This is a genomic window from Arthrobacter sp. M71 S08, assembly GCF_059089725.1.
Window position 1 is genome coordinate 52,530 of sequence record NZ_JBNHEY010000001.1, and the last position, 15,253, is coordinate 67,782.

The following is a 15,253-nucleotide window of genomic DNA, read 5'->3' on the forward strand; positions in this document are numbered from 1 at the left end:
TTGGAATCCACTACGGGAGGCATCCATGAGCATGGAAGGCGCGGCCTGGAGTTCCCTCTACCGGATCTCCTCCGCCAAGAACGGCAACAACAAATTCTCCAAGGAGACGCTGAAGCGGATCCTGTCATTCGCCGTACCCTACAAGTTCAAGCTGATTCTCTTCATCGCGCTGTCCGTGGTGTCTGCCTTCCTGGCGGTCGCTACACCCGTTCTGGCTGGGCAGGTAGTCAACGCCATCATCGCCGAAGAGGCAGTCAGCACTATCGTGTGGCTCGCCGTCGTCATTGCGATCGTCGCCGTTGCGGACACGCTCGTGGGACTGCTGACCCGGTGGTATTCAGCGCGGATCGGCGAGGGAGTGATCCTGGATCTGCGCACGGCGGTTTTTGACCACGTGCAGAAAATGCCGATCGCATTCTTCACCCGTACCCGCACCGGCGCGCTTGTGAGCAGACTCAACAATGACGTGATTGGTGCACAGCAGGCCTTCAGCGGCACCCTGTCCGGGGTGGTCAGCAACCTGGTGGCCCTGATCCTTACCCTGATCGTCATGTTGAGCACGTCGGTGCTGGTCACGGTGCTCGCGATCATCATGCTGCCCATCTTCCTGCTGCCCGCGCGCAGGATGGGCAGGAGGCTGGCATCGCTTCGCCGCGAGGCCGCTGACTACAACTCCACTATGAGCACGCAGATGACCGAGCGGTTCTCGGCTCCCGGTGCCACCCTCGTGAAGCTGTTCGGACGCCCCGAGGAGGAGTCTGAGGAGTTCCGCGTGCGGGCTGCCCGGGTACGGGATATCGGTGTTCGCACAGCAATGCTGCAGTTCGTATTCTTTTCCGCGCTGATGCTGGTTTCCGCGCTGGCACTGGCGCTGGTGTACGGGTTGGGGGGCACTCTGGCGCTCGGGGGCGCACTGGACACCGGTGAAGTGGTGACCCTGGCGCTGCTGCTCACGCGCCTGTATGCGCCGCTGACCTCGCTCGCGAACGCGCGCGTTGAAATCATGAGTGCTCTGGTGAGCTTCGAGCGGGTATTCGAGGTGCTCGACCTCGACCCGCTGATCAAGGAGAAGCCGATCGCAGAGACTATCCCCGACGGTCCCGTGGCGGTCGAGTTCGACGACGTCCGCTTCGGTTATCCGTCGGCGGACCGCGTCTCGCTGGCCTCGCTGGAAGAGGTATCGACGCTGGACACCCGTGGCGGCGAGGAAGTGCTGCACGGCATCAGTTTCCGTATCGATCCAGGTCACACCGTAGCCCTGGTGGGTACCTCAGGTGCCGGCAAATCGACCATTGCACAGTTGCTGGCCCGGCTGTATGACGTGGACGCCGGCTCGGTCCGGATCGGCGGGAAAGACGTCCGCGATGTGACATTCGAATCGCTGCGGCACACTCTGGGCATGGTGACGCAGGACGGACACCTGTTCCACGAAACCATTGCCTCCAACCTCAGGCTCGCACGCCCGGATGCAACTGACGAGGAGATCTGGGACGCGGTTCGCCGCGCCCGGCTGGAAACGTTGATCCGCTCGCTCCCTGATCAGCTGGACACGATGGTGGGGGAGCGCGGTTACCGGCTGTCCGGTGGCGAGAGGCAGCGCATGACCATCGCACGCCTCCTCCTCGCGCAACCGCGTGTGGTGATCCTGGACGAAGCCACCGCAGCGCTGGACTCAACCTCGGAAGCCGCCGTGCAGGCGGCGCTCACCGAGGCGCTGGAAGGGCGCACGGCGCTGGTAATTGCCCACAGACTGTCCACCATCCGCAGCGCGGACCAGATCCTCGTAGTTGAAGACGGACGCATTGCCGAGCGCGGTACGCATGAGGAGTTGCTCGCCGCGGGTGGGCGGTATGCCGAGCTGCACCGCACGCAGTTCGCCGTGCAGAAAGCCGTCGCAGCGGACGAGCCTGCCGAAGCCCTGTCGGTGTCCGGTCCCGGAGCCTGATCCAGCGTCCCTTCGGAACGGTCGGGTTACGGCGTCACGCCGGACGGCGCTGCATGTCCGTCGAGCCGTGCTTCGCCTGGTTTCTCCGGCACCTGGAGGCGAGGCAGTGTCAGATTCACCAGCGGCCCCACGAAAAGCGCAAATGCCACGGTACCTACGCCCACGGTGCCGCCCAGAACCCAGCCGATGGCGAGGACCGTCACCTCTATGCCTGTGCGCACGGCCCAGATGGGCCAGCCCCAGCGCTTGTGCATTCCTGTCATGAGGCCATCACGCGGGCCAGGGCCCATGCGCGCGCCGATATAGAGGCCAGTGGCGACCGCAAGAAGAACGAGCCCGCCGGTGAACAGGAGAATCTGCACCCAGAGGACGGTCTGCTGCGGGATCACTGCCAGGCCAACCTCCGCGCTCGGTCCGACCAGCAGGACGTTGAGCACGGTTCCCGCACCGGGTTTCTGGCGGATCGGAATCCACAGGAGCAGTACCGCCAGCCCGATGAGGTTGGTGGTCAGACCGAACGGGATGCCGCTCTGGACGGACACACCCTGCCCCAGCACATCCCACGGAGAGACACCGATCCCAGCCCGAATCATCATGCCGATCGAGAATCCGTAAAGGAACAGGCCAACGAGGAGCTGCACGATGCGACGCACCCAGAGAAAAGACACCCTCCAAGTATCGGCTACGTCCGGGTCGTGGTGTAGCGGGGAGACAGTGCCGTGGGCAGGAGTGCCCAGGTGGAGCAAATGTGCCCCTGGCCGGAATCGAACCGACGGCCTTCCCTTTAGGAGAGGGACGCTCTATCCTACTGAGCTACAGAGGCGGGTGCTGCGTTGCACTCAACAGTGCCGCAGGCGGTACTAGCTTACAGTCTTCCTAGCTCGCCGACCGCACACTACGGGGCAGCAGGACTGCAACCAGGCCTGCTAGGCAGCTCGCGGCGAACAGCACCCACCGCGTCACCGTGAGGGTGGACGCGAGGGCAACCGAACCGGCGTCGGGCCCGGCAAGAACGGAGTCGATTGCAACGTTCTCCCACAGGTCCACCACCACAAACAGAAGCACAGGGCTCCACAGCACCCAACGAAGCCACCGCCGCGAGACGTTGAGCTGTACCAGCAGGAGCCATGCCAGACCGAAGAGCAACGGGAACAGCGTGCCCGCAGTCTTGTGCACGTAGCTCAACTGGCCGAGCGCAGCGGTGTCCATCGCCGAACGAAGCTGGTCGATGTACGCCGCGTCGTAGCCGCCGATGAGCATGTCGGGCATGCTGAGCCCGCCGGACAGCTGGGTCATCTGCGAGAGCGTGAGCAGATGGAAGTACCAGAACAGGAAGAGCGCCGCCGCAACCGCCGGTATAAGGATGAGGTTTCCGTTGTGGCGGGGCGGGGCTTCCGGTCCACTGGGCGACGCAGGCATCCCGGCCGCCGCCGGCCCGTGCTTGCGCGCGATCTGTGCCCTCGTTTTGCCCATGGCTCCAATGGTAGACGGTTACCATGCAACAGCAGTGCCTGAAAATCCAGACAGTATTTGGTATCGATTTGGTATCGATGCGAGCACACTCTGCCCTGTGATTGCAATCACAGGGCGAAGCGGGTTTCTTTAACGGATGGCAATAAACCAAATACTACCCATGACTTCCGTGGCGGATGAGGTGGGATGGCTCGCAGCCATCGAGGACTCTATCGATGCGGTTTTCGAACCGATCGCTACCTGGTTCGCCGCCATCGTCTTCTTCCCGATCACAATCGGCGAGGTAAGTTTCCCTGTGGTGGTTGCGTGGCTTATCGCCGCGGCCGTCATCTTCACCATCTACTTCGGCTTCATCCAGTTTCGTGGATTGAAGGTTTCCTACGAGGTGGTCCGCGGGCGGTACTCGTCCAAGGATGATCCAGGCGAGGTCCCACACTTCCAGGCATTGACCTCGGCGCTGTCCGGTACGGTCGGGCTTGGAAATATCGCCGGTGTCGGCGCAGCAATGGCGCTGGGCGGGCCCGGTGCAACCTTCTGGATGATCCTCGCGGGTCTTCTCGGAATGTGCACCAAGTTTGCGGAGTGCACCCTGGGCGTCAAATACCGCGAGGTCCACGAGGACGGCACCGTATCCGGTGGCCCCTTCAAGTACCTGCCGGTGGCATTCACGAAGTTCGGCAAGTGGCCCGCAAAGATCCTGACGGGAATCTTCGCCGTCGCCATCCTCTTCTTCGGTGTAGCCGGCGGCAACATGTTCCAGGCCAACCAGACCTTCGCACAGGTACAGGAGGTGACCGGCGGTGAGGATGGTTTCCTCGGAAGTGCAGGTGCAGCCCTGATCTTCGGCCTCGTCCTCGCTGGCCTTGTCGGTCTCGTCATCCTGGGCGGTATCAAGTCCATCGGTGCCACCACCAGCAAGCTTGTTCCGGCCATGGGTATCGTTTACGTCACGGCCTGCCTTTTCGTCATCATCGTCAATATCGATCAGGTTCCGGCGGCGTTCGGATCGATCATTGCAGGCGCCTTCGCACCCGCGGGAATGGCTGGCGGCATCGTCGGCGTCATGATCGTAGGTTTCCAGCGCGCTGCTTTCTCGAACGAGGCGGGCCTCGGTTCCGCTGCTATCGCTCACTCCGCGGTGAAGACCCGCCGTCCCGTGAGCGAGGGCTTCGTGGCGATGTTCGAGCCACTAGTGGACACGGTGATTATCTGCACCATGACCGCACTGACCATCATCATCGCGAACGCTCCCAGCCTCCAGGCCGGGATCGACCAGGTGCAGGCCGGTGAGGACGCCCCGGACGGCGTGATCCTGACCTCGGATGCTTTCGCGACCGTCATTAGCTGGTTCCCGATCGTCCTTGCCATAGCCGTCGCGCTCTTCGCGTTCTCGACCCTGATCACGTGGTCCTACTACGGGCTGAAGGCCTGGGAGTACCTCTTCGGACGCGGCAAGGCTTCTGAGGTTCTCTACAAGGTCATCTTCCTGTTCTTCACCGTTACCGGAACTGTGCTGACCTTCGGGCAGGTCCTCAACTTCGCAGACTCCGCACTGTTTGTCTGCGCCTTCGTGAACCTGCTCGGTGTGTACATGCTCCTGCCTGTGATCAAGCGTGAGATGAAGGACTACCTGGCTGACCGCAAGAGCGGGAAGCTCCTGGACCTGGGCATCGAGCCCGAGGACCGGAAGTCCACCACGAAGTAAGCGGCTCCTCAATCCCACCAGTGCCCGCCGGATCCTTTGACCCGGCGGGCACTCCCATGTCCACACCCTCCCCACGCGTTCCAACGGGATATCCCATCGGGCATTGGCAGGAAAAAGACCAGCACGACGACGGCGGACAGGTTCTGTCCGTGCCAGCACCTAGACTTAAAGCACCATGGACTTGCTTTTCGATCCGCACCTCAGCACACCTTCCGCAGGCAGGCGCGGCGCGCCGTCGTCGTCCTCTCCTGACGTCACGGAGCACCCACGCCGTGGCGGCCACGTCGATGAAGGCCGCGCCCGGGAGCTGCTCGCGGGATTGAATCCGCAGCAGGAGGAAGCAGTCAAGCACAGTGGCTCGCCCCTGCTGATCGTGGCTGGAGCGGGCTCGGGAAAGACTCGCGTGCTCAGCCACCGGATCGCGTATCTGATGGCCACCGGGCGCTCACATCCCGGCCAGATCCTCGCGATCACGTTCACCAACAAGGCTGCTGCGGAAATGCGCGAGCGGATCGAGGGGCTGGTGGGCGATGTCGCGAAGCGAATGTGGATCTCCACCTTCCACTCCTCGTGCGTGCGCATCCTGCGCCGTGAGGCAACATCCATCGGCCTGAACTCCAACTTCTCCATCTACGATTCAGCGGACACCCTTCGGCTCATCACGCTTGTAGCCAAGGGCCTGGACCTGGATCCGAAGCGTTTTGCGCCCAAGGCCATCCAGCACAAGATCTCGGCGCTGAAGAATGAGCTGATTGACGAGGAAGAGTACGCCTCCACAGCCAATTACTCCGATCCGTTCGAGCAGGCGGTCGCAGAGGTCTACAAGGGGTACGCACAGCGTCTCCGCCAGGCCAACGCGATGGACTTCGATGACCTGATCGCACAGACGGTCTTCATGTTCCGGGCCTTCCCCGGTGTGGCTGATTACTACCGGCGGCGCTTCCGCCACGTCCTCGTGGACGAGTACCAGGACACCAACCATGCCCAGTACGCGCTGGTTCGGGAGATCGTGGGCACCGCGGGAGAGAACGTGGAGGAGCCCGCAGAGCTGACGGTCGTGGGTGATTCAGATCAGTCCATCTACGCGTTCCGTGGAGCGGACGTGCGGAACATCGTGGAGTTCGAGAAGGACTACCCCAACGCGCGCACCATTCTGCTGGAGCAAAACTACCGCTCCACCCAGAACATCCTTAACGCGGCCAACGCAGTCATTTCCCGCAACCCCAACCGTCCGGAGAAACGGCTGTGGACGGCTGAGGGCAACGGTGAGAAGATCATCGGCTACGTCGGCGAAAATGAACATGAGGAAGCACGGTTCATCGCCGACGAGATCGACCGATTGCAGGACGAAGAGAACCTGCGGCCCGGAGATGTCGCAGTGTTCTACCGGACCAACGCCCAGTCGCGCTCCATTGAGGAAATCCTGATGCGCGTCGGCCTGCCGTACAAGGTGGTCGGCGGCACCCGGTTCTACGAGCGCAAGGAGATCAAGGACGCGCTGGCGTACCTGCGCGTGCTGGTGAACCAGGACGACGTCGTCAACCTCCGCCGTATCCTCAACGAACCTAAGCGGGGAATCGGCGACCGCGCGGAGTACGCCATTGCGGCGCTCGCTGAACGCGATCGCGTGAGTTTCATGGAAGCACTTCGCAGGGCGGATATAGCACCAGGCATGGCGACACGCTCCGTCAATGCGGTCGCCTCGTTCGTGAAGCTCATCGATGACCTCGCGGAGGTCGCGGCAGGGTCGGGCGCGTCCGCGGCACTGGAGGCAGTCCTCGAGCAGACCGGATACCTCGCGCAGCTGCGAACCAGCACCGACCCGCAGGATGAGTCGCGCGTCGAGAACCTTGCGGAGCTCGTTGCGGTGGTCCGCGAATACGAGATCGACAACCCCGAAGGCACGCTGGGCGACTTCCTGGAACAGGTATCACTTGTAGCTGACGCAGACCAGATCCCGGATGCCCCGGCCGGTGCGGGCGAGGACGTGGAGAAAGCCGTGGAGGAAGCGCGGAGGCAGGGCGTTGTCACCCTCATGACCCTGCACACCGCCAAGGGTCTCGAGTTTCCGGTGGTCTTCCTGACCGGCATGGAGCAGGGAATCTTCCCGCACCAGCGTTCCGCTACGGACCCGAAGGAACTCGCGGAGGAACGCCGGCTCGCCTACGTCGGTCTGACCCGCGCGCGGAAGCGGCTGTACATCACGCGCTCCGAGGTCAGGAGCCTGTGGGGTCAGAGCCAGTACAACCCGGCCAGCCAGTTTGTCGGAGAGGTTCCTGAGGACCTGATCCACTGGAAACGTGAGGGCGCAGCAAAACCGGCATGGACGAGCGGCCAAAGCATCAGCGGCCCCCGGTTCAGCGGCTCCTACTGGGGTGCGGGCGCGGCTTCCGGCAACGAGTCCGGGCGCGGGCTTCCGGGGAAAGCCGCCGGTAGGGTGCAGCCCCAGAAAGAGGTCGTTGCTGTCGCCGCGGGAGACAAGGTCAACCACACCACGTTCGGCAACGGCACGGTCCTTGCGGTCGAAGGCGGCGGGGACAAGATGGTCGCCAAGGTGCGGTTCGACATCGGGGAGAAGAGGCTCCTGCTCCGTTACGCCCCCCTGACCAAAGTGGGATAGCAAGGGGCACACCCAGAGCTTAGGCCGTTAACAGCGCGCGGACGGTAACCGAAAAGGTTACTTTTCTACAACTCATAGAACTGTGTGCTTACTCACGAAACCGGTAGTCTGTGAAAGGCGTTCCGAGCCAAGGGACTAGAGTTCCCTGTGTAAACCTACTTCGACGTAGAAGGACACTAGATAAGTGGACCTGTTTGAATATCAGGCGCGCGATCTATTTGAGGCTCACGGCGTTCCCGTGCTTGCCGGCATCGTGGCGCAGACCCCGGAAGAAGCAAAAGCAGCAGCCGAGAAGATTGGCGGCGTTGTCGTCGTCAAGGCGCAGGTCAAGGTTGGCGGCCGCGGCAAGGCCGGCGGCGTAAAGGTAGCCAAGACCCCGGATGAGGCTTACGAGCACGCATCCGCGATCCTCGGCATGGATATCAAGGGCCACACAGTCCACAAGGTGATGATTGCCCAGGGCGCGGACATTGCTGAGGAGTACTACTTCTCGGTGCTGTTGGACCGGTCAAACCGCAACTACCTTGCCATGTGTTCCGTCGAGGGCGGCGTGGAGATCGAACAGCTCGCGGTCGAGCGCCCCGAAGCGCTGGCACGGATTGCGATTGATCCCGCGGTTGGTATTGACCGCGCTAAGGCTGACGAAGTCATCGATGCGGCCGGCTTTGCCCCGGAACTCCGCGAAGGTGTCGCCAACACCATCCTGAAACTGTGGGACGTATTCACGAAGGAAGACGCCACCCTGGTTGAGGTGAACCCGCTGGTCAAGACCGGTTCGGGCGAGATACTGGCTCTCGACGGCAAGGTCACGCTGGACGAGAACGCTGAATTCCGCCAGAAGGGCCACGCAGAGCTCGAGGACAAGGACTCCACCGACCCGCTGGAGGCCAAGGCCAAGGAAAACGACCTCAACTACGTCAAGCTCGACGGCGAAGTAGGCATCATCGGCAACGGTGCCGGGCTCGTCATGTCCACTCTCGACGTCGTTGCCTACGCAGGCGAAAAGCACGGCAACGTGAAGCCTGCGAACTTCCTTGACATCGGCGGCGGAGCTTCTGCCGAGGTTATGGCTGCCGGCCTGGACGTGATCCTGAACGACACGCAGGTCAAGAGCGTTTTCGTGAACGTTTTCGGTGGCATCACCGCCTGTGACGCGGTGGCCAACGGCATCGTGAAGGCGCTGGAGATCCTCGGTGCCAAGGAGAACAAGCCACTCGTGGTGCGTCTCGACGGCAACAACGTCGAAGAGGGCCGCCGTATCCTCGCCGAGGCCAACCACCCGATGGTCACCCTCGCCGACACCATGGACGAAGGCGCCGACAAAGCTGCCGAGCTGGCTCACGCCGCTCGCTGACCGGTCGCGACTCCAGGACTAAGGAACAGACATGTCTATCTTTCTGAACAAAGACTCCAAGGTGATCGTCCAGGGCATCACCGGCGGCGAAGGCACCAAGCACACCGCACTGATGCTGAAGGCAGGCACTCAGGTTGTCGGTGGCGTCAACGCCCGCAAAGCCGGCACCACCGTCACCCACGGTGACGTGACGCTGCCCGTCTACGGCACCGTGAAGGAAGCGATCGCCGAAACCGGCGCTGACGTTTCCATCGTTTTCGTCCCGCCGGCGTTCACCAAGGACGCCGTTATTGAAGCGATCGACGCCGGAATCGGCCTCGTCGTCATCATCACCGAGGGCGTACCCGTACAGGACTCCGCGGAATTCTGGGCGCTGGCGAAGTCCCGCGTGGACGCCGACGGCAAGCAGGTCACCCGCATCATCGGGCCCAACTGCCCCGGTATCATCACCCCCGGTGAATCGCTGGTCGGTATCACTCCGGCCAACATCACGGGCAAGGGCGGCGTAGGCCTCGTCTCCAAGTCCGGCACCCTCACCTACCAGATGATGTACGAACTGCGCGACCTCGGTTTCTCCACGGCGATCGGCATCGGCGGTGACCCGGTCATCGGCACCACCCACATCGACGCGCTTGAGGCGTTCGAAGCGGATCCGGAGACCAAGGCGATCGTGATGATCGGCGAAATCGGCGGCGACGCTGAAGAGCGTGCGGCCGACTTCATCAAGGCGAACGTAACGAAGCCGGTTGTCGGCTACGTTGCAGGCTTCACCGCCCCCGAGGGCAAGACGATGGGCCACGCAGGCGCGATTGTGTCCGGTTCCGCCGGCACTGCCCAAGCGAAGAAAGAGGCCCTCGAGGCTGCCGGCGTCAAGGTGGGGAAGACCCCGTCCGAGACCGCCCGCCTGCTGCGCGAGGTTTACGAGACCCTCTAGGGTTTCGCCCGTAGACAACTCTCACGACGGCGGCCGTCACCTTTCCCTTCGAAAGGTGGCGGCCGCCGTCGTTGTCTGAGTGGGTGCCTCTGTCCCGCTTCCATCACCGTCGCTCCAACGGTGACAGCCGCCAGGATCGGTTATGGGCCGGTGGAGCGAATCTCTGTGCCGGGACCGGGAAAGACCAGTCCCTGGGATCCGTTGGACCAGCGGACCAGATACGGCGGGGCTCCGCCCTCACCACGGGTCTCCAGTACCTCACCCTCTCGTTCAGCGTCATCCACGTGGACGCCGTGGACAAGGATGCGGTCGCCAATTGATGCCTTCATTTGCCAACCTCCTGACGTGTGCGGATACCCCTAGTATCCGCTTCCGGTCGGGCGCTGTCTGCGGCTTGTGGACAAGTTATGAGTTGTTGCCCTGCGCTCGCACTCACCGACGGAAAGCGGGCACGCCGGATTATTGGGAGGCCCGGCCCCCGAGCCTGCGCGTCACGTCCTTTGCGGCCAGAACGCAAGCGGCCACAAGAGCGTCGAGTTGATCCTGGTCCACCCGGAAGCGGGGAGCTGAAATCAGGACTGCAGCGGCGACGTTCCCACGGTGGTCGTGAACCGGGACAGCGATTCCGACCTCCTCGTTGGAGGTTTCACCGTAGTTCACGGCGAAGCCTTGACGGTGCACGTCCCGCAGCCGTGCGAGGTACGCGTCGAGGCTGGCATTGTCCAGGGAGGGGTAGGTGATTGTGTGGGACTGCAGCAACTGCCGAACGCGGTCCTCATCCTCGAGCGCAAGGAATACCTGCACACTGGCGCTGTAGCCGGTGCCGTAACTGGTGCCGAGTGGCGAGGTGTGCTTGACGTTGTTCTTGCTGACAACCTGCTCGACCGTGATCGACTCAGTTCCGTTCCATAACACCAGGGCTGAGGTTTCACCGGTTTGCCCGGCCAAGTCGCTGAGGACAGGGTGGGCGACCTTCCGGACGTCGAGATCCGCCAGAAGGGGACCAGCGAGCGTGATGATTCCCAATCCCAAGCGGAACCGGCGCGAGAGCGGGTCACGTTCGACAATATTTTCATTCTCAAGGGTCGCGAGGATCCGTGAAACGGTGCTTTTGTGCAGGCCCACCTGCACCGCAATCTCGGTTACGCCCTGTAAGGGCTCTTCTATGCTGAAGCACCGCAACACGTCGATCACATTGGAAATGACGGAGGCGCCCTTGGTGTCCCTGGATTCTGCTTGTGCTGTCATGATGTCTTTCATCATCCCCTATCAGCTACTTCCTGGGCGGAAACGCCAATGGCGTCACCCATCCGGGTGACGCCGTCGGCAACGGACTGATGAATCATCTAGTTCAGATGCGCATTGTTGTCGGATGCTACGAGTGCAGGTGTCTTCGGCGGCTCTTCGCCCTTGGACTCCTCAAAGGAAGGCCGAACTGGCGGAACCGTCGTCGTTTCATTGCGGCGAAGCCGCTTGACGAAGTTGATGACCATGATGATCAGGATGAAGGCCAGAGGGAAGGCACCGATGATGGTTCCGGTCTGTACCGTCCCAATGACCGAGACCCCGCCCAAAACCAGCAAGGCTATGGTGACTGATGCAATAGCTGCCACGAGCAGCACCCGGAACCACTTGTTGGGGCTCTTCGAGGAGGCGACGAACCCTGAGAGGGCGTGCACTCCGGAGTCCAGTGACGTGATGTAGTAGGTGGCCACCAGGATTGTGGAGACGACCATCAGAATCGTTCCGACAACCGGCACAAAATCGAGCATCGCGAACAGGCCGCTTTCGGTACTTTCCGCGATCTGACCCAAGATGGCGCCATCGTTGGCGTTGTCGTAGAAGTGGGCCGCACCGCCCAGCACACCGATCCACACCATCACGATCACGGAGGGGATGACGGTGACACCGAGGACGAATTCGCGGATGGTCCTGCCCTTGGAGATCCGGGCGATGAACGGGCCAACGAAGGCGGAGAACGCGATCACCCAGCACCAGATGAAGACAGTCCACCACCCGTTCCAGCTGTCCTGCCAGCTGCCGATGCCCGCACTCGCAACGCCGGACTCTGCCCAGAGGCTCATAGCGAGAAAATTCTGGAAGTACACGCCGAAGGTCTGCAGCACGGAGGACAGCAGGTAGACGGCAGGACCGAAGAGCAGGACCGAACCAACGAGCACGAGGCTCAGTACGGAGTTCACTTCGCTGATGCGCTTCATGCCCTTGCTGATGCCGAAGTAGACCGAAATCGCGGTGAGGACCGCGAAGACCGCGACCACCGCGATCCAGACGGACATACCACCTTCGATTTTGGTGAAGGACGTGAGCCCGAACGTGAATTGGAGAGTGGCGAAGCCGAACGAGGTGGCCAGGCCGAGCACACAGGCCAGGATGGCTAGTACCTCGACCACCACGCCGATGCTCCTGCGTGACTTCACGGGGAAGAAGTCGACGACAGTGTCACGAAAGGTGAGTTTCTTGCCAAGGTTGTAGTGAGAGTAGGCCAGACAGATTGCGACGATGCAGTACATCGCCCACGCGGTGAGCCCCCAGTGAAAGTAGGACCAGGCAATGGCCCCGTCCTGGGCGACGGCGGCGTTCTCCCCGCTGAAGAGGGGGCTTTCCTCCTTCAGCATGATCGGCTCAGCAACGGACCAGAAAATCAGCCCAATGCCCTGTCCGCAGGCGAAGAGCATTGAGTACCAGGCGAACTTGCTGTAATCCGGCTTGGCGCCGGGTCCACCCAGCCGGACCCGGCCGAAACGACCGAAGGCAAGCCAGCCGCAGATCCCCAGCGCTAGGACCGAGAAGAGCACGAAGAACCAGGTGAAGTATTCGGTGACGAAGGTGCGGGCTGTGCCGATTGCTGCCGCCGCGGCGTCGGGTGCGGCGATGGTCCCAACGAGGATCACGACGACGAGAACCGCTGCCAGCCACTTGATGACAGTGTCATCGACGGCCCTTCGCTTCTTCTGTACGGGTGTCTCCACCTCCTCTTCGCTATCGATTTGGGCGTCCTCCTTTGGCGCCGTGGTGGCCGCAGCTTGCCTGTTCCAGATCATCTTTGATCGCTCCTGAACTCATGGGAAATCGCGCCAGCCATGCTGTTCGTCGCCCTTTTTAGTAGGATTTCTCCCTTTTCCGCTGAGGCGTCGGCGGCAGAGGATAGGCATCCGGAGCCGGGAGTAAGCTCTGGACGTACCGGAAGGAGGTCGTAATTCGGCAGGACGGCTGGAGGGAAATCCTCGACCCTGCCCATGTCGACCCGTTCCGGGTAAAGGTGCAGCATCAGGGATGTTTCAAGCACACCGCCGTGCTCTACATCCCATCCGCTGAAGCCTCGCGGATACAGCTCGCCGATCGTTGCCTCGTCGACGAAGTCCCAGTACGACAGCAGCATGACCCGGCGGTCATCCATGCCGGCGAGCTGCAGTTCGCGGACAGCCAGGTCCACTCCCTCGTACAGGAACTGGTAGTTTTCAAAATGCCCGTTGACGAACACGATCCTGCGCGCTCCGTGGCGTGCCAGTTCCAGGGTGAGCGACTTCGCGATGGCGGCAACAGTGGCGCCGTCGAGGCTAGTTGTCCCTGAAAGATGGTTCCCGCCGCCCGAGCGCTGCTGGGACTTGTAGCCATACATGATGGGCGCTGCGACGAGCGCACCGATCTGTTCGGCGACCGCACCGGCCATCGCCCGCGACAACAGGACGTCGACGTTCAATGGCATATGCGGTCCGTGTTGTTCGACCGCGCCAGCGGGGATGAGAATGATTCCGTCCTCGGCGCTGATCTTCTCGGCGTAGGTGAAAGCGTCGAGTTCTTCCATATACACGGTGGTGCGCGCCATGTGCGGTCTCCTGCTGGTGGGTGAAATCTGAAAAGAACGACGGCGGCGCTTGCGCCGGAAGCGGGCGCCGCCGTAGTACTTGCTGGCTAGGCCTCGATGATGTTGTGCTCGGGCCCGAAGCCGAACTTCGTGATGTTCTCGGCACCGTCCGCGCCAACGACGAGGATGTCGTGCTCGCGGTAGCCCCCGGCGCCGGGCTGACCATCAGCCACGGTGATCATTGGCTCCATGGAGACAACCATGCCGGGTTCAAGGACGGTGTCGATGTCCTCGCGTAGTTCGAGGCCCGCCTCGCGTCCGTAGTAGTGGGAAAGGACGCCGAAGGAGTGGCCGTAGCCGAAGGTGCGGTTGGCGAGCAGGTCGTTTTCGATGTAGATCTCATTGAGCTCGGCGGCAATGTCCTTGCAGACAGCTCCGGGCTTGATGAGCTCCAGTCCCCGCCGGTGTACCTCGACGTTGATGTTCCACAGCTCCAGGCTGCGCTCGTCCGGCTGCCCGAGGAACAGTGTGCGCTCCAGGGCGGTGTAGTAGCCGCTGGTCATTGGGAAGCAGTTGAGCGAGAGGATGTCGCCGCGCTGCAGCTTCCGGGTGGTCGCCCAGTTGTGGGCGCCGTCCGTGTTGATGCCGGACTGGAACCATACCCAGGTGTCGCGAACTTCCCGGTGGGGGAAGGTGCGGGCGATCTCGCGCACCATGGCCTCGGTTCCGATGAGCGCAACCTCGTACTCGGAGATGCCCTCGCGAATCGCTGCCTTGATAGCTTCGCCGCCGAGGTCGCCAATCCGGGCTCCGTGCTTGATCACTTCGATTTCTTCGGCGGACTTGATCATGCGCTGGCGCATGGCGTCCTGGGACACGTCGAGCAGTTCTGCGCCGTCAAATGCGGCCTGGATGCGTTCACGGGTCATCAGGGGCAGGGCGTCATCCTCGACGCCGAGGCGACGGGCCGTGATGCCACGCTGGCGTAGCGCCTCCTGCAAACCGAAGTAAAAGTTGTCGCGCTTCCAGTCGGTATAGACGATGTTCTCTCCGTAGCTGGTACGCCACGGCATGCCGGCATCAATGTTGGCGGTCACCGTGACCGAATCATCGGCGGTGACAACGAGGGCGTAGTTACGGCCGAACGTCGTGTACAGGAAGTCCGAGTAGTACTTGATGCTGTGATAGCTGGTGAGAATCACGGCGTCGAGCTCTTTCGCGGCCATGATTCGGCGGAGCCCAGTGAGGCGGCGTTCGAATTCGTTATCCGAGAAGGTCAGCTGCTGCTTGGTTCCGTTGTGCAGGACCTTCAGGCGCTCGAGGTCGGAAACGCGGGTTGCCGGGGTATCCGTGATGGTCATTTGATCTCCTATATAGGGGTTGTGTTTACGGTGGG

Annotated in this window: 12 protein-coding genes and 1 tRNA gene; 5 read left to right on the plus strand and 8 right to left on the minus strand. The window is 62.2% G+C overall.

The annotated features are described in order from the left end of the window. The first annotated feature begins 25 nt into the window (after positions 1 to 25). Positions 26 to 1,945, plus strand: coding sequence for an ABC transporter ATP-binding protein (locus AC5RTB_RS00290; RefSeq protein ID WP_494059067.1), 1,920 nt, complete (start codon positions 26 to 28; stop codon positions 1,943 to 1,945). A 26-nt stretch (positions 1,946 to 1,971) separates the two neighbouring features. Here AC5RTB_RS00290 and yczE read toward each other — a convergent pair whose 3' ends face one another. From yczE to AC5RTB_RS00305, 3 genes are all read right to left on the minus strand, one after another. Next, positions 1,972 to 2,613 (minus strand): membrane protein YczE, encoded by a 642-nt coding sequence (gene yczE / locus AC5RTB_RS00295; protein WP_494059068.1) that lies wholly within the window; start codon positions 2,611 to 2,613, stop codon positions 1,972 to 1,974. 81 nt (positions 2,614 to 2,694) lie between these two features. Next, a tRNA-Arg gene (locus tag AC5RTB_RS00300) sits at positions 2,695 to 2,768 on the minus strand. Between the two features lie 53 nt (positions 2,769 to 2,821). Further along, the gene (locus AC5RTB_RS00305) at positions 2,822 to 3,418 is read right to left on the minus strand and encodes a hypothetical protein (RefSeq protein WP_494059069.1); all 597 of its coding nucleotides are present in this window, start codon (positions 3,416 to 3,418) and stop codon (positions 2,822 to 2,824) included. A gap of 160 nt (positions 3,419 to 3,578) precedes the next feature. Here AC5RTB_RS00305 and AC5RTB_RS00310 point away from each other — a divergent pair, with 160 nt between their 5' ends. From AC5RTB_RS00310 to sucD, 4 genes are all read left to right on the plus strand, one after another. Further along, complete coding sequence (locus AC5RTB_RS00310) at positions 3,579 to 5,123, plus strand: alanine/glycine:cation symporter family protein (protein WP_494059070.1); 1,545 nt, start codon at positions 3,579 to 3,581, stop codon at positions 5,121 to 5,123. A 175-nt stretch (positions 5,124 to 5,298) separates the two neighbouring features. Continuing rightward, a complete protein-coding gene (gene pcrA / locus AC5RTB_RS00315; RefSeq protein WP_494059071.1) occupies positions 5,299 to 7,743 on the plus strand; it encodes a DNA helicase PcrA in 2,445 nt (814 codons plus the stop codon). Between the two features lie 184 nt (positions 7,744 to 7,927). Further along, complete coding sequence (sucC, locus tag AC5RTB_RS00320) at positions 7,928 to 9,097, plus strand: ADP-forming succinate--CoA ligase subunit beta (RefSeq protein ID WP_494059072.1); 1,170 nt, start codon at positions 7,928 to 7,930, stop codon at positions 9,095 to 9,097. A 31-nt stretch (positions 9,098 to 9,128) separates the two neighbouring features. Next, positions 9,129 to 10,031, plus strand: coding sequence for a succinate--CoA ligase subunit alpha (gene sucD, locus AC5RTB_RS00325; protein ID WP_494059073.1), 903 nt, complete (start codon positions 9,129 to 9,131; stop codon positions 10,029 to 10,031). 140 nt (positions 10,032 to 10,171) lie between these two features. On the opposite strand, the gene AC5RTB_RS00330 is transcribed toward sucD, so the two are convergent. The 5 genes from AC5RTB_RS00330 to AC5RTB_RS00350 form a co-directional block, all read right to left on the minus strand. Next, complete coding sequence (locus AC5RTB_RS00330) at positions 10,172 to 10,360, minus strand: DUF1918 domain-containing protein (protein ID WP_494059074.1); 189 nt, start codon at positions 10,358 to 10,360, stop codon at positions 10,172 to 10,174. A gap of 130 nt (positions 10,361 to 10,490) precedes the next feature. Next, positions 10,491 to 11,279 (minus strand): IclR family transcriptional regulator, encoded by a 789-nt coding sequence (locus AC5RTB_RS00335; protein WP_494059075.1) that lies wholly within the window; start codon positions 11,277 to 11,279, stop codon positions 10,491 to 10,493. Positions 11,280 to 11,377: 98 nt separating this feature from the next. Further along, the gene (locus AC5RTB_RS00340) at positions 11,378 to 13,093 is read right to left on the minus strand and encodes a BCCT family transporter (RefSeq protein WP_494059076.1); all 1,716 of its coding nucleotides are present in this window, start codon (positions 13,091 to 13,093) and stop codon (positions 11,378 to 11,380) included. Then, the gene (locus AC5RTB_RS00345; RefSeq protein ID WP_494059077.1) at positions 13,090 to 13,878 is read right to left on the minus strand and encodes a creatininase; all 789 of its coding nucleotides are present in this window, start codon (positions 13,876 to 13,878) and stop codon (positions 13,090 to 13,092) included. Before AC5RTB_RS00345 ends, AC5RTB_RS00340 begins: the two co-directional genes overlap by 4 nt. 86 nt (positions 13,879 to 13,964) lie before the next feature. Next, a complete protein-coding gene (locus AC5RTB_RS00350) occupies positions 13,965 to 15,218 on the minus strand; it encodes a M24 family metallopeptidase (RefSeq protein WP_494059078.1) in 1,254 nt (417 codons plus the stop codon). Positions 15,219 to 15,253 lie beyond the last annotated feature (35 nt).

What these genes read in the sequence shown, in the direction of transcription:
- AC5RTB_RS00340 (WP_494059076.1), bottom strand. Translation starts at nt 13,093, where the DNA reads ATGATCTGGAACAGGCAAGCTGCGGCCACCACGGCGCCAAAGGAGGAC.
- AC5RTB_RS00305 (WP_494059069.1), bottom strand. Translation starts at nt 3,418, where the DNA reads ATGGGCAAAACGAGGGCACAGATCGCGCGCAAGCACGGGCCGGCGGCG.
- AC5RTB_RS00330 (WP_494059074.1), bottom strand. Translation starts at nt 10,360, where the DNA reads ATGAAGGCATCAATTGGCGACCGCATCCTTGTCCACGGCGTCCACGTG.
- pcrA (WP_494059071.1), top strand. Translation starts at nt 5,299, where the DNA reads ATGGACTTGCTTTTCGATCCGCACCTCAGCACACCTTCCGCAGGCAGG.
- AC5RTB_RS00335 (WP_494059075.1), bottom strand. Translation starts at nt 11,279, where the DNA reads ATGACAGCACAAGCAGAATCCAGGGACACCAAGGGCGCCTCCGTCATT.
- AC5RTB_RS00310 (WP_494059070.1), top strand. Translation starts at nt 3,579, where the DNA reads ATGACTTCCGTGGCGGATGAGGTGGGATGGCTCGCAGCCATCGAGGAC.
- AC5RTB_RS00290 (WP_494059067.1), top strand. Translation starts at nt 26, where the DNA reads ATGAGCATGGAAGGCGCGGCCTGGAGTTCCCTCTACCGGATCTCCTCC.
- sucD (WP_494059073.1), top strand. Translation starts at nt 9,129, where the DNA reads ATGTCTATCTTTCTGAACAAAGACTCCAAGGTGATCGTCCAGGGCATC.
- AC5RTB_RS00350 (WP_494059078.1), bottom strand. Translation starts at nt 15,218, where the DNA reads ATGACCATCACGGATACCCCGGCAACCCGCGTTTCCGACCTCGAGCGC.
- AC5RTB_RS00345 (WP_494059077.1), bottom strand. Translation starts at nt 13,878, where the DNA reads ATGGCGCGCACCACCGTGTATATGGAAGAACTCGACGCTTTCACCTAC.